This is a genomic window from Campylobacter sp. RM12647 (genome assembly GCF_020138135.1).
Taxonomy (GTDB): Bacteria; Campylobacterota; Campylobacteria; order Campylobacterales; family Campylobacteraceae; genus Campylobacter_E.
The window spans coordinates 17,175-30,830 of record NZ_JACGAS010000022.1 but is presented as its reverse complement, the minus strand read 5'-3'; the positions used below and the strand labels follow the sequence as shown (position 1 = coordinate 30,830).

The 13,656-nt window shown below is 26.7% G+C and carries 13 protein-coding genes; all 13 read left to right on the top strand.

All coding sequences use genetic code 11. The features are described from left to right. A partial coding sequence (hslU, locus tag AVBRAN12647_RS07830; protein WP_336607565.1) for an HslU--HslV peptidase ATPase subunit occupies window positions 1-936 on the top strand: 936 nt, incomplete at its 5' end. After that, on the top strand, window positions 933-1,802 hold the full coding sequence (gene era / locus AVBRAN12647_RS07825) for a GTPase Era (RefSeq protein WP_214115752.1): 870 nt from the start codon (window positions 933-935) through the stop codon (window positions 1,800-1,802). The genes hslU and era, both read left to right, overlap by 4 nt. 18 nt (window positions 1,803-1,820) lie before the next feature. Next, entirely contained in the window at window positions 1,821-3,509 is a 1,689-nt protein-coding gene (locus AVBRAN12647_RS07820; RefSeq protein ID WP_214115751.1) for a hypothetical protein, read from the top strand. After that, a complete protein-coding gene (locus tag AVBRAN12647_RS07815) occupies window positions 3,506-4,201 on the top strand; it encodes a hypothetical protein (RefSeq protein ID WP_214115750.1) in 696 nt (231 codons plus the stop codon). The genes AVBRAN12647_RS07820 and AVBRAN12647_RS07815 overlap by 4 nt, the downstream gene beginning before the upstream one ends. After that, a complete protein-coding gene (locus AVBRAN12647_RS07810; protein WP_214115749.1) occupies window positions 4,201-4,569 on the top strand; it encodes a hypothetical protein in 369 nt (122 codons plus the stop codon). Before AVBRAN12647_RS07815 ends, AVBRAN12647_RS07810 begins: the two co-directional genes overlap by 1 nt. Then, window positions 4,547-6,199 (top strand): pilus (MSHA type) biogenesis protein MshL, encoded by a 1,653-nt coding sequence (mshL, locus tag AVBRAN12647_RS07805; protein WP_214120103.1) that lies wholly within the window; start codon window positions 4,547-4,549, stop codon window positions 6,197-6,199. Before AVBRAN12647_RS07810 ends, mshL begins: the two co-directional genes overlap by 23 nt. Before the next feature lie 9 nt (window positions 6,200-6,208). Next, window positions 6,209-7,036 carry an ATP-binding protein gene (locus AVBRAN12647_RS07800; RefSeq protein ID WP_214115747.1) on the top strand — a complete coding sequence of 276 codons (828 nt, stop codon included), beginning with the start codon at window positions 6,209-6,211 and terminating at the stop codon, window positions 7,034-7,036. Beyond that, on the top strand, window positions 7,029-7,901 hold the full coding sequence (locus AVBRAN12647_RS07795; RefSeq protein WP_239803492.1) for a CDC27 family protein: 873 nt from the start codon (window positions 7,029-7,031) through the stop codon (window positions 7,899-7,901). The genes AVBRAN12647_RS07800 and AVBRAN12647_RS07795 overlap by 8 nt, the downstream gene beginning before the upstream one ends. Further along, the gene (locus AVBRAN12647_RS07790) at window positions 7,898-8,434 is read left to right on the top strand and encodes a hypothetical protein (protein ID WP_336614979.1); all 537 of its coding nucleotides are present in this window, start codon (window positions 7,898-7,900) and stop codon (window positions 8,432-8,434) included. Before AVBRAN12647_RS07795 ends, AVBRAN12647_RS07790 begins: the two co-directional genes overlap by 4 nt. Window positions 8,435-8,478: 44 nt before the next feature. Further along, window positions 8,479-10,170 (top strand): GspE/PulE family protein, encoded by a 1,692-nt coding sequence (locus AVBRAN12647_RS07785; protein ID WP_442862245.1) that lies wholly within the window; start codon window positions 8,479-8,481, stop codon window positions 10,168-10,170. A gap of 3 nt (window positions 10,171-10,173) precedes the next feature. After that, window positions 10,174-11,409, top strand: coding sequence for a type II secretion system F family protein (locus AVBRAN12647_RS07780; RefSeq protein WP_214115743.1), 1,236 nt, complete (start codon window positions 10,174-10,176; stop codon window positions 11,407-11,409). A 233-nt stretch (window positions 11,410-11,642) separates the two neighbouring features. Continuing rightward, window positions 11,643-12,320: a response regulator transcription factor gene (locus AVBRAN12647_RS07775; RefSeq protein ID WP_214115742.1), complete on the top strand. Its 678-nt coding sequence runs from the start codon at window positions 11,643-11,645 to the stop codon at window positions 12,318-12,320. Beyond that, window positions 12,317-13,570, top strand: coding sequence for an ArsS family sensor histidine kinase (locus AVBRAN12647_RS07770; RefSeq protein ID WP_214120154.1), 1,254 nt, complete (start codon window positions 12,317-12,319; stop codon window positions 13,568-13,570). The genes AVBRAN12647_RS07775 and AVBRAN12647_RS07770 overlap by 4 nt, the downstream gene beginning before the upstream one ends. Window positions 13,571-13,656: the final 86 nt, after the last annotated feature.

Below are 13,656 nucleotides of genomic sequence, written 5' to 3'. Positions count from 1 at the left end.
AAAATTTTAGAAAAATTATTACCGCCATTACCAAAAGGTGTTAGTGAAGAAAAACAAGCAGAGTATGAAACTAGCTTAGAAAAGATGAAAGAGCGTCTAAGAAATAAAGAATTTGAAGATAAGGTTATAGAAATTTATGTAACCCAACGCTCACTTGAGACAAATCCAAATCTACCACCAGAACTTGCAAGTATGCAAGAGATGGTAAAAGTAATTGGTATTGCTGATAAAAAAGTGAAAAAAGAGTTAAAAATTAAAGACGCTAGAAAAGTTTTAGAAACTGAATTAACAGATAGTGTTTTAGATAATGAAAGCATTAAAGATGAAGCCTTAAAAAGAGTTCAAAATGAAGGAATAATCTTTATTGACGAGATAGATAAAGTTGCGGTAAGCTCGGGTAATTCAAGTAGACAAGACCCTAGCAAAGAAGGTGTTCAAAGAGATTTGTTACCTATCGTAGAAGGTAGTGTAGTAAATACTAAATTAGGTAATGTAAAAACTGATCATATATTATTTATTGCAGCAGGTGCATTTCATTTAAGTAAGCCAAGTGATTTAATCCCTGAATTACAAGGTAGATTTCCACTAAGAGTTGAGCTTGATAGCTTGGGTGCTGATGAATTGTATGAGATTTTAACAAGACCTAAAAACTCACTTTTAAAACAATATAAAGCCCTTTTAGAAACTGAAGGAGTTAATTTAGTGTTTGAAGATGATGCTATTAAAAAAATTGCAAAAATAGCAGCACAAGCAAATGAAAGTATGGAAGATATAGGCGCTAGACGCTTACATACTGTTATTGAAAAATTAGTAGAAGATATTTCTTATGAGTGTGATAAATACAAAGATAAAGATTGTGTAATAGATACAAAATTAGTTGATGATAAATTAGGCTCTATTATAGAAAATCAAGATATAGCAAGATATATTTTATGAAAAGCGGTTTTGTAAGTGTAATCGGCAGAACAAATGCCGGTAAAAGCACAATGATTAATTCTTTACTAGGTGAAAATATTTGCCTAGTATCACATAAAGAAAATGCCACAAGAAGAAAAATGAATGTGGTAATAATGCACGATGAAAATCAAATAATATTAATAGATACTCCAGGCCTACACGAAAGCAATAAGAATTTTAATCAACTATTAATAGAAGCTGCTAAAAAGAGCTTAGATGAGTGTGATTTGATTGTATTCGTTATGAGTATTTTTGATAGTTTAGATGAATATAAAAAATTTTTAGATTTAAAGCCAAAGGTTGAGCATATTGTAGTTATAAACAAAGTTGATTTGGTTGAACCTAAAAAATTGTTAGATAAATTAGAAGAATTTAATAAATTAGATATTGTTCCTAATATCATTCCTTATTCATCAAAAAATAAATTCTATAAAAATAAATTATTAGATGAGATGGTAAAGTATTTACCAGAACACCCATATTTTTTTGACCCAGAATTTAGTACTGATAAAACAACTAAAGATGTTATTAAAGAATTAATAATAGAAAGCATTTATCAAAATCTTAGTGATGAATTGCCATATTGTTGTGAAGTGTTAATTAATAAAATTATAGAAAAAGATAATTTTTTAACTATTTATGCCGATATTATTACAGATTCAGAAAATCATAAAGCAATGCTAATTGGTCGAAATGCTAATACAATTAAGCGTATTGGAATAGTTGCTAGGAAAAGAATTGCTGAAGTTTTTTTATTAAAAATTAACTTAAAGTTGGTTGCAAAAGTTCAAAAAAAATGGTACGATAATGAGAACTTTTTAAAAAAAGTAGGCTTAAAACAATAAAAAATAAAAGGTATTTAAATGGCGAAAACAGCGAAAAAAAGAGAATTGGTCGCTTTTGATTCAAGTACAAAAAAACTCTATAAACTTGCTGATAATGTCCTTAGTGAAATTACCGTTAAGGAAAAAAGCAATTCTGCTTACAATATTACCTATATGCCAGGTGAAAATGTAAAGTATGCTTCTGTTGAGGTTCCAAACGATACAGATGAGGATGAAATCAGTATAATTACAAACAAAACTTATGAAGTGTTAGAATTAGATATAGACAAGGATTATAAGATATCTTATAGTATTTCTAATGCTAGTATGGGAATTAATACAGTATATAATGTATTTGTAGTAGAAAATGAAAAAATTGAAACAGAATTTAAAGATGTAGCTAATAAGCTTCAGTATATTGATTATATAGATATTGAACCATTGATGTATCAAAATTATTATACAAGCAAACTTATAGAAAGTGATGGAGTTCAAGTATTTATATATTTTCATAAAACATATACAACACTTACCGTGTATAAAGATGGAGAATTAATAAACTATAAGATTATTAATAAACTTAGCATAGATATGTTGCATGGTAGCTTTTCTCATGATTTAGGAGAGAGAATTCCTGAACATATGTTTTTAAATGAATTATCAAAATATGGTTTTGACCATGTAGATGATGCAAAAAGAGTTTCACTTAATAAGGTTTTAAGCGAGTCTTTTAAATTCTTAATTAATAATTTATCTTTAATATTAAGAGGTGCTCAATTAGATAATGTTACTATTACAAAAGTATTTGTAGGAACTGATATTGGGTTAAGTCAAAATTTCTTAAAAAAAGTTGAAGTATTGTTTTCTTGCTTTAGGTGTCTTGATGATGATATTATACTTGAAACTATGCTTAATAATAAAGTTGAAATTGGAATTAATAGTCTTGAGGTAGCAGAATTTATTAATATCCATAAAATTAAATATGATTTATTTAAAAATATTAGAAATTTTACCGTTGAGGTTAATACACCTTCTGAATTTACAACTACTCCTGAAAAAGAAGGCGGAGAATTAAGGATTAATCCATTTGTTTTATTAAGCTTGTTAAGAGCTAATGAACAATTAAAAATGCCAAATGATGTATTCAACATATCTACATTCTTAAGACCACCACCTTTTGCAAAGAGATATTCTGGGAAGTTAATTTTATCAATTTTGGCTGTTATTGTATTGGCTAGTATTTATCCTATATATAATTACATAAATGGTAAATTTATTGAAGTAGAAGAAAGAGATACTAGTGAAAAAATTCCTGCTAAACAAACAGAATATACAAGAATTGATAATGAAATTAAAAACCTTGAAAGTAGATTATCTAGTTTATCAGCTGAAGTAAATGAAGCTAGAAGAACTTTAGAATTTAGATATACACTTTTAGATAATATTTATGATAAAAAAGTTAATTATTTATCAAAAGCTAGTGCAGCTACAAAAATGGCTAGTATCTTAAATCAAAGCAATATTAAAGTAACAAGTATGTCTTTTGATAATGATATTATAAATGTTAATTTAAAAGGAACTTCAACAGGTATAACTTCATTCTTAAAAGAAATAGGTGCTGATGATACTTATAGTATTGAATCAAGAGATGTATTGATTAAGATATTAAATCTTGATGATAAAGATAAAGAGCATGAAAGTAATATTGTAATAAAGGTTTTAAGATGAAACAAGGTAGTATTTTTGATAAAATAGATAATTATTACGAAAAGCAGCCTAATACTAATATATTCTATATGAGTATATTTATGTGTGTATTTTTATTTGGTTATTTAATCTATGATTATACATATGAGAGTTCAGAGCAGTATGTGGCAGAACAAACAGAATTGTTAAATAAAGCTAAAGAAGAGTTAAGAAGACTTGATGATTTTATTGAAAGAGAAAAGCAAAACTCAAGAATACAAAAATTAACACAAGATATCATTAGCGAAGAAAAAGCAAGAAAAGAAATCAGTGATGAGAATATGTATTTTGATGATAAATTAAAAGAAGCGTCAAAATTATTATATAATCAAAAAAATTGGTCTGAGTTTATGGCTAAAATTAATGAATTATCTAAAAAATATCAAGTAGTTTTAGGTGATGTAAGAAGTAGTGTAAATGATTTGGTAAGTCAAAAAGTAGAAGAAGTTTTTAATGTTCAATTTTCTTTAACTGGTAAATTCCAAAATATTTTACATTTTGTAAATAGCTTAGAAAAATCAATTGATGTTGTAGATGTAAATATGCTTAAACTATATAAAATTGAGCCTACAGATAATCCTAATAATGATAATAATGGTGGCGAAAATAACAAAGTTTATACAAATGACATTCAAGCTGATGTTAAAATCTCAATATGGGGAATTAAATATTAATGAAAAAAGTATTATGTATATTAGTTTGTATTCAAGCAATTTTTGCTATGACAAGAACAGAACTTGACAATAAATTTAATGAATTAGTTCAAGTTAGAAATACAATAGACTATCTTGAAATTACAAAAACAAATGATCCTTTTTATAAGGACAAAATCAAATCAGACGAGGTTATAACTTTTACTTTATATGCTATTGTAGATAAAAGAGTGAAAATCAATCAAAAATGGTATGGTTTAAACGAAATAATTACTGCAGGTTATAGGGTAGTTAGTATTAATAATGAAAGAGTTGGTCTTTCAAATTCAATTAATTATGTAGAACTTAATTTAAAGGATAATCAGAATGTTCAAATCAGTGTTAAATAAAACTATTATATCTTTAAGTGCAGCGCTAATGCTATCTAGCTCATTAAGTGCAGCAGATTGCTCAAAAAGAGCTTTTGATATTAAAGTAAATAAAGAAGATACTTCAGCTTACGAAATAATTAATCAATTATCAAAAGTATGTGATTTTAGTGTAGTTTATAAAGATTCATATTCAAAAGGAATATTGAGTACTAGACAAGATGGAATAAGTATTAAAAATATGCATATTAATGGCATTTTTGATTTGCTTATTGCTGAACAAGGTTTAGATTATGATTTTTCAAATAATATCTTAAAAATTCAAGGTTTAAATACTAAAACATTTAAATTAGATTATATTACTTCAGTTCGTAAGGGTAGTGCTATTACTAAGGCAAATGTTGAATCTCAAGCAAGCAGTAGCGATAGCAGTAGCTCAAGTTCAAGTTCAGGTTCAAGTTCAGATAGTGATAATATGATTGAAACTAAAGAAGAATTTGATTTTTGGAAAAACATAGGCAAAGAGATTTCAGAAATAGTTCAAAATTCAGGTCAAAATATTCCTATTACCCCTCCTACAATCAATGCTAATGCGGGTTTAATCACAGTTACTTCAAGTAATGAAATTTTAGATAGGATTGAAACTTATTTAAATCAAGTTCAAGAATCACTTAAAAAACAAGTAGTAATTGATGTTTCAATTATTGAAGTAAGCCTTAATAAATATCATAAAACAGGTATAGATTGGACACAATTTAATTTAGGTTTTAGTACGGCTGGTTCTACTATAGGAGACCGATTACAATTTACTGGTATTGGAAGTTACTTGCCTACAATTTCGCTTGGTACTGGTAGTCCAAGGGATAAAACAGCAAATTATACAGGTTTGCAAGTTGGTAAATCTCATAATGGTAAATGGTTTGGTAAAGAAAATATATCTTTAAATATGGGTGTTAATTTAACAGGTATGATAAATTTTCTTAAAGAAAGTGGAGATGTTAAAGTTGTTTCAAGTCCTAAAATCGCAACTTTAAATAACCAACAAGCATTAATCACGGTTGGTGATACATATAATTATAAATTAAAAGGAAGTAGCACAACTACAGATAGTGGTAGCACGGGTGATGCTGATGAAGAAAAATCAATTTTCGTAGGTATTTTATTAAATATCTTACCTGAAATATCAGATGATAATAAAATTATGCTAAGAATTAATCCAAGCATTAGTGAGCTAATAAATAGTGAAGATAAAAACGTTAAAGATGGCTATAGGGTTGTTGCTCCAGATACAAAACAAAAGAAATTATCAACAGTTGTTCAAGTAAGAGATGGAGAGACTATTGTTTTAGGTGGTCTTATTACTGATACTGAAGTTTTTAGTAAAAATGGAATTCCGGTATTACAAGACATTCCTTTATTAGGAAAATTATTTGGCTCTAAATACAAATCAAAAGACAAAACAGAATTAGTGTTTGTTATCACTCCGCATGTTGTTGATTTTACTAAAGATAAAGAAGAAGTAAGAAAATCTTTAGAAGATTTAGGATACTCTTTAGCACTAGATTATAAAGAAGATTTAAAACCTACTGCTACTAAAAACTTATTTAAAGAAAAAGCAGAAGAATTTGATTCAATAAATAATGTTGAATAAGGGTTGCTATTGAATAAATATACATTAGCTAAAGAATTATTTATAGACAATTTAGAAAGCCTTAGATTTATCAATCTTGATAAATCTAAGATTGCTTATCATAAGATTATAACTTCATTAGAAAAGCCTTTAAAATTAGTATTGTTTTATGGTAAGCCAGGTTGTGGTAAGACTTTTTTATTAAATAAAATAGAAAAAGATTTAAAAGAAAAAAATAAAAAGATTATATTATTAGAACAGCCATTTTATTCAGAATCAGGATTTTATACTGAATTGCATAGAAAAATTTTTAATGAATATGTAGAGATTGAAAAATACGAAGATTTTTTAAGAATTTTTAAAGATAAAGTTACTCAAACTCCTGAAGAATTAAAATACGATGGATACATGGTAATGCTTGATGAAGCTCAAATGTATCCTAATATATTAATAGAAAAAATTAGACTACTATCAGATACTAGAATGTTTAAATTCTTATTTACAGTTCATAAGACAATTGCTGATGAGGATATTTTAGCTCAAGAACATTTTACTACTAGAATTTGGGAAAGTATTGAACTTAGTGAATCTAGTGAAGATGAAATTAAAACTTATATTAATAAGAAATTAGAAACTTTAAAGAATGGTTTGGATAAAGGATTTTTTAGTAATAAAAATTATAAGTTTATATATAGCGTTACTAAAGGAAACTTAAGAACTGTTAATATGTTATTGTATAAAGCATTTGAAATATATGAATTTTACGAGCAAGAAAGATTTAGTGAGTTTAGTAATCCAAAAATCAATGAAAAAGTATTAGAAATGGCTGCTCTTGATAAAGGTTTATTAAATGCTTAATTTACATGAAGTTATAGAATTAGAAAATAAATGGAAAATTTATTCAAGTAAGAAAAAAAAGAAAAAGTATATCTTTTTATACATATTAGCTTTTATTATATTTGTTATTTTTATATCTGCTTTAATATATTTTGCATACTCAAAAGGTGCTAGCGAATTAGAAACTAATGTAAAAAAAAGTAATAATGAAGTTAAAAAGATTATAAATGATACTAAGGTTAAATTGGAAAAAGAAAAAATATTAGATAATAAAAATATTATCAATAAACCAGTAGAAGTAATTAGTAATAAGCCAGATAATGATAAAAAATTAGTAGATATGCCTAAACAAGAAGAAGTTAATACTACTACTTTATCAGATACTACAAATAATGAAACTATATCATTAAGTATTATGAATATAGATGTTAAAAACTCATCTTTTAAATCAAATACAAGTGAAACAAAATCAAGTAATATTAAAAATAATAACATTATTAAAAATATACCTAAAAATATAGAAACTAACACAATAGTTATTACTGATTTAAATTCTACGGCTACACCTAAGGTAGAAAGCAAAAAAGAATTAGATGATTTAGAATATTTGAAATTAAAATTTTCTGAAACTAATAGTATATATTTTGCTTTAGATATAGCTGATGTATATTATTCTAAAGGTGATTTTAAAAACGCTAGAGAATGGGCATTGACTGCAAATAAATTAGATGTTAAAAACGATAAATCTTGGGTTATGTTTGCAAAAGCAAGTTATAAATTAGGTTTAAAAGAGCAAGCTATTAATTCTTTAACTAATTATTTAAATTCTAATAGCTCAACTCGTGTTAAACAAACTTTAGACTTAATTAAAGAAGGTAAATTATGAGAAAAATTATTTTTTTATTAATAGCTTTAAATTGTTTTGCTATTAGTTTAGCAGACATTAATAAAGCTATTGAAAATCAAGAATATTCAAAAGTATGTAATAATTTAGTATATGATTTAGCTGTAAAAAATAAAGATGATGGATTGATGAATTTGTATGGTATTGCATGTTTAAGATCAGATTATATAAACAAATTATCAGCTGTTATTATTGCACTTAGAAATTCAAAAGAAGCAAGAGCTAATGCTGTTTATTATTCAACTATTTTATATAAGAAAAAATTATTACATTCAGCACTAGTTGATAACCTTGATATAAGCTCTATTAAGCTACCTAAGTGTGATTATATTTTATCTGATATTTACGATGATTATATATTAGGTAATTATATAAAGGAAAATGATAAATATATTTTTAGATATAATGATAAAATCTATGAAATGAGTTTGAGATTTGATAAACCATTTACTAAGATGGTTTTAACTATTTTAAATTCAAACAATCAAATATTAGAAGTGAAAGAGTACTGGTAATGGAATTTGTAGATCGTTTAGGAGTTTTAGTATATAGAAGAAAAATGGAATTAAAAGACACTATTATGTCTTTTGAAAATCCACAAGATAAGTTAAATTATTTAAAAAGCGTTTTAGATGAAAGCACATTAGAATCTTTATTGATTGACCTTTATAAGACTAATGGTATTACTTTAGATGATATTGCATTACATTTTGAAATAGGTAATAAAGAATTTTTAGAAAAAATTGCACAAAAATTAAGATTTGAATATATAGATTTAGATTCGGTTGATATTAATTATAAGATTTCTGAAAAAATTCAGTATTCAGTTTTATCAAACTATGGATTTTTACCTTTTAAAGAAGATGAAATTAATTTATATGTAGCATATAAAGAACCATTTAATTTAGAAACTCAAGATAAAGTTCAACATTTATTTAGTAGAAAGCTTGTTAAAAACTATGTCGCACATCCATCTCAAATTGATAGATATTTAAGTAAAATTCAATTAAATGAAAGTATAAAAGATATTATCAATGATATTAGAAAAGAGTTAAGCTCTGATCCTACAATGACTGGTGGAGAGCAAGATAGCTCTGGAATTTTAAAATTAATTGAAGTTATCCTTAGAACTTGTATTGTAAATCGCTCAAGCGATATTCACATTGAACCAACCGAGACAAACTGCATTGTTCGTGGTAGGATTGATGGTATGCTAACTGAAATATTTATTTTTGATAAAGATATATATCCACCAATGGTTTCTAGAATGAAACTTTTATCAAATATGGATATTGCAGAAAAAAGAAAACCACAAGATGGTAGATTTTCTGCTAGGGTTTTAGATAAAGAATATGATTTTCGTATTTCAACATTACCTATTATAAATGGCGAAAGTATAGTTTTAAGGATACTTGATAAATCAAAGATTTTAATTAGTCTAGGCAATCTTGGAATGCACCCTACAAATCTTGAAAGATTTCAAGCAGCAATGCATGCACCTTATGGGATTATCCTTGTAACTGGTCCAACGGGAAGTGGTAAAACAACTACTCTTTATGCTGCGCTTAATGATATGAAAAGCGTTGAGACTAAAATTATCACGGTTGAAGACCCTGTAGAGTATCAGTTGAATTTGATTCAGCAAGTGCATGTTAATGAAAAAGCAGGACTAACATTTGCAGCTGCACTTAGGTCTATTCTAAGACAAGACCCTGATATTATAATGATAGGTGAGATTAGGGATGCTGAAACATTAACAATTGCTATTCAAGCAGCACTTACAGGACACTTAGTATTTTCAACTCTTCACACGAATGACGCAGTTTCAGCCGTTACTAGGATAGTTGATATGGGGGTTGAGCCTTATATGGTTAGTGGTGCATTAACAGCAATTGAAGCACAAAGACTTGTAAGAAAGCTTTGCCCTAATTGCAAGCAAGTTACAAAATTACCTGATAATTTTTATTCAAGAATTGAAAAGTATGTAAAAGAAGTAGAAAATCCACAATTTTATAAGCCTGTAGGTTGCCCTAAATGTTCTCAAACAGGCTATACTGGTCGTGAAATGATAAGTGAAATTCTACCAATCAGCGATAGAATTTCTTCTATGGTTGCAGCGGGTGCATCTAAAGAAGAGATTAGAAAAGTAGCTTATGAAGAAGGTTTTGTTGATATGTTTCATGATGGTATAGTAAGAGCTGCTAAGGGTGTTACTAGTGTTGATGAAGTATTAAGAGTTGCGAAAGAGTAATAAATGAAGAAATTTCAAGTTGAGTATATTAGTAAAGGACAAAAAAAGGTCTTAACTCTAACAGCACAAAGCAAGGCAAGTGCTGTTGAACAAGCTAAGAATAAAAATTTAGGTCGTATAGTAAAGGCTGGCGAAGTTCAAACCGTTTCGCTAGGAAGTGCTGTTGATAAATTAAAAAATTTATCTTTTTTTAAACCTACTATAAAATTACCTGATTTGATTGCTTCAATTAACCAATTAGGTGTTATGGCTGGTGCTGGTATTTCTATCCATGATAGTGTGAGAGAAGTTGCAAATTCAAGTGCAAATAAAAGGGTAAAAGAGATTTTTTCTAAAGTTTATGAGGACTTGAATGCTGGTCTTAGTATAAGTTTATCACTCGAACCATTTCAAGCTGAATTAGGTGATATTACACTAGCTATGGTTAAGCTAGGTGAAAGCACTGGTAAATTGGGTGAAAGTTTAAAAAAACTTGCAGAAATTTTACAAGAATTATATGACAATCAACAAAAGTTTAAAAAGGCTTTAAGGTATCCTATAATAGTTGTTACAGCTATTGCTATAGCATTTACTATCTTAATGCTTGTTGTTGTTCCGCAGTTTAAGGAGATATTTGAACAACTAGGGGCTAATTTACCACCTGCTACTAAGGCTTTGTTATTTATTGAGCATACTTTAAGAAATTATGGGATATATGTTTTAGTTGTGCTTATTGGTGGGATATTTGCTAGTAAAAGATTTTATGGAATTAATGATAATTATAAAGCTTTAGTTGATAGATATGCTTTAAAAACTTATCTAATAGGAAAGATTATTTTATTTGCTACTATGAGTAGATTTAATCTTATTTTTACAGAGCTAGTAAGAGCAGGTATTCCTATTGCAGATGCACTTGATACTTCACTTAGAACAATATCTAATACAACTATGAAAAATAAATTAAATGCTACTAAAGTTTCAATTTCAAGAGGGCTTAGCTTAACTGAATCTTTTAAAGAAACAGAACTTTATGAGAATATGCTTATTCAAATGATTAAAGCAGGCGAAGCCAGTGGTCAATTAGATGCAATGCTTGAAAAAGTTACTGGGTATTATAAGGAAAGATTTAATAATATTATAGATAACCTATCAAGCTATATTGAGCCAATTCTTATGTTATTTATTGCTGGTATGGTTCTTTTCTTAGCACTTGGTATTTTTATGCCTATGTGGGATTTAGGAAGCGCTGTAAAAAGCTAAATAAAATCTTTAGTCAAGAATTTGACTAAAGATAATACATTTCTTTATTAGTTTGAATTTACAATAATTTAACTAAGTTCTATACAATCACTAAGCTACAATGTTTTTTAATTTGATAAATAGTTTTAATTTTAATGAATTAAAATAATCTTTGTAAGCTATTTGGTTTATAATATAAATTATAGATTTTGATAAGGTTTTATCTGTATTAGTAATTATTTAAAGGAGTTAAAATGACTAGAATATTAATGATTGAAGATGATTTAGAATTAGCAGAAATTTTAAAAGAATATTTAGAGCAATATGATATGAAAGTTGATATTGCTGATGAACCATATATTGGATTGTCAAAATTAAATCTTACTACATATGATTTGATTATATTAGATTTAACATTACCTGGAATGGACGGACTTGAAGTATGTAAAGAAATTAGAAAAAAATATACAAGTCCAATTATAGTATCATCTGCAAGACACGATATAAATGATAAGGTAGAAGCTTTAGAATTAGGCGCTGATGATTATTTACCAAAACCGTATGATCCAAAAGAATTAAAAGCTAGAATTACATCGCATTTAAGAAGATTTGAACAAATTCAAATAAGTGCAAACGAGCATAGCAACAAGACTTTAGAATATGATGAATTTAAACACGCTATTTATTTTAGGGGCAAAGAATTAGTTTTAACAAATGCAGAATTTGATATTTTAAGTTATTTAATTAAAAAAGAAGGTGGTGTAGTTAGCCGCGAAGAATTAATTTACAATTGTTCTTCAATTAATGAAGAAAGTTCTAATAAAAGTATAGATGTAATTATTTCTAGAATAAGACAAAAAATTAGTGATGATAGCAAAACTCCAACTCATATTCACGCAATTAGGGGAATTGGTTATAAGCTAACGCAATGAAATCTAGTATTTTTTATGTAATTACTTTTATTTTTATATTAGCTACTTCAACTATAGGAATGGCGTTTATTTGGTTGATTAATTATGATAAGGATAATTATTCAAACGAACTAAACGCTAGATATTCTTACTTAGCGAATTTAAAACTCCAAGAATTAAATAATGCAATTACTGAAGATGAATTTAATTACAAACAAAACCAATTTAAACTTAAATTAATAGACCAAGATAGTAAAAAATTAATTTTATTTGATGCTATAACATTGGCTGAAGATAGTAACAACTTAGGAGCAAGTAAAATTCTTACAAGTAATGGTAAGAATTATTTATATATAATAGCAAATGATAAAGATTTCTTATATGAAGATACGAATTTTAATTCTTATAGATATATGAGTATTCAAATAATATTATGTATAGTTATTTTAGTTTTACTAATTAGTTATATATTTGTTATAGGAAAATTAAGACCTATTAGAAGACTTAAAAGACAAATTACAAAATTTGCTAGCAATGATTTAGATAATATAGAAAATATAAGCAAGGGTAATGATGAGATTTCTCAAGTTTCAGATGCTTTTTATCAAGCTATTAAAAAAATTAAAGATTTAAATACTTCAAGACAATTTTTTTTAAGAAATATAATGCACGAGCTTAAAACTCCAATTACAAAAGGTAGAATTACAGCTGAAATGCTAGAAGATACGAAATTTAAGCAAAGACTTATAAATGTATTTGATAGAATGGTTATTTTAATAGATGAATTAGCCGCAGTAGAGCAAATCACAAGTGGAGTTGCAAAAAATCCAAAGAAAATTTCAATTAATCACATTTTTAATGAAGCAAAAGAAATGTTGCTTTTAGAAAATGAAAAAATTAATATTATAAGTGATAATACTTTTGTAGTTTATGTTGATTTTAAACTATTTACAACTGCAATTAAAAATTTATTAGATAACGCTATTAAATATTCAGATGATAATGCTGTAAGAGTTATAATTTGCCATGAAAGTATAAAGTTTTATAACAAAGGTAAAAAATTAGATAAAAATATTGAGTATTATTTAGAGCCTTTTACTCAAGGTGGTAATAAGAGTTCAAATTCTTTTGGCTTGGGGCTTTATGTTGTAAATACGATTTTAGAAGCTCATAAATTGAAATTAAATTATAACTATGATAATGGTTATAATATTTTTGCTATTACTAATCTTGATAATATAATCAAAGAAGAAAAAACTCAAGAAAAATAACTTTTATTAACTTTAAAAAAGCTAAAATACCCGCTTATTTCACACACACCAATCCTTATTTGTTGCAACGCTAGTTGTATTTGGGT

Bases quoted from the DNA above. Each gene is read 5' to 3' on its own strand.
- AVBRAN12647_RS07820 (WP_214115751.1), top strand. From the start codon at position 1,821: ATGGCGAAAACAGCGAAAAAAAGAGAATTGGTCGCTTTTGATTCAAGT.
- era (WP_214115752.1), top strand. From the start codon at position 933: ATGAAAAGCGGTTTTGTAAGTGTAATCGGCAGAACAAATGCCGGTAAA.
- AVBRAN12647_RS07810 (WP_214115749.1), top strand. From the start codon at position 4,201: ATGAAAAAAGTATTATGTATATTAGTTTGTATTCAAGCAATTTTTGCT.
- AVBRAN12647_RS07785 (WP_442862245.1), top strand. From the start codon at position 8,479: ATGGAATTAAAAGACACTATTATGTCTTTTGAAAATCCACAAGATAAG.
- mshL (WP_214120103.1), top strand. From the start codon at position 4,547: ATGTTCAAATCAGTGTTAAATAAAACTATTATATCTTTAAGTGCAGCG.
- AVBRAN12647_RS07790 (WP_336614979.1), top strand. From the start codon at position 7,898: ATGAGAAAAATTATTTTTTTATTAATAGCTTTAAATTGTTTTGCTATT.
- AVBRAN12647_RS07775 (WP_214115742.1), top strand. From the start codon at position 11,643: ATGACTAGAATATTAATGATTGAAGATGATTTAGAATTAGCAGAAATT.
- AVBRAN12647_RS07770 (WP_214120154.1), top strand. From the start codon at position 12,317: ATGAAATCTAGTATTTTTTATGTAATTACTTTTATTTTTATATTAGCT.
- AVBRAN12647_RS07780 (WP_214115743.1), top strand. From the start codon at position 10,174: ATGAAGAAATTTCAAGTTGAGTATATTAGTAAAGGACAAAAAAAGGTC.
- AVBRAN12647_RS07815 (WP_214115750.1), top strand. From the start codon at position 3,506: ATGAAACAAGGTAGTATTTTTGATAAAATAGATAATTATTACGAAAAG.
- AVBRAN12647_RS07795 (WP_239803492.1), top strand. From the start codon at position 7,029: ATGCTTAATTTACATGAAGTTATAGAATTAGAAAATAAATGGAAAATT.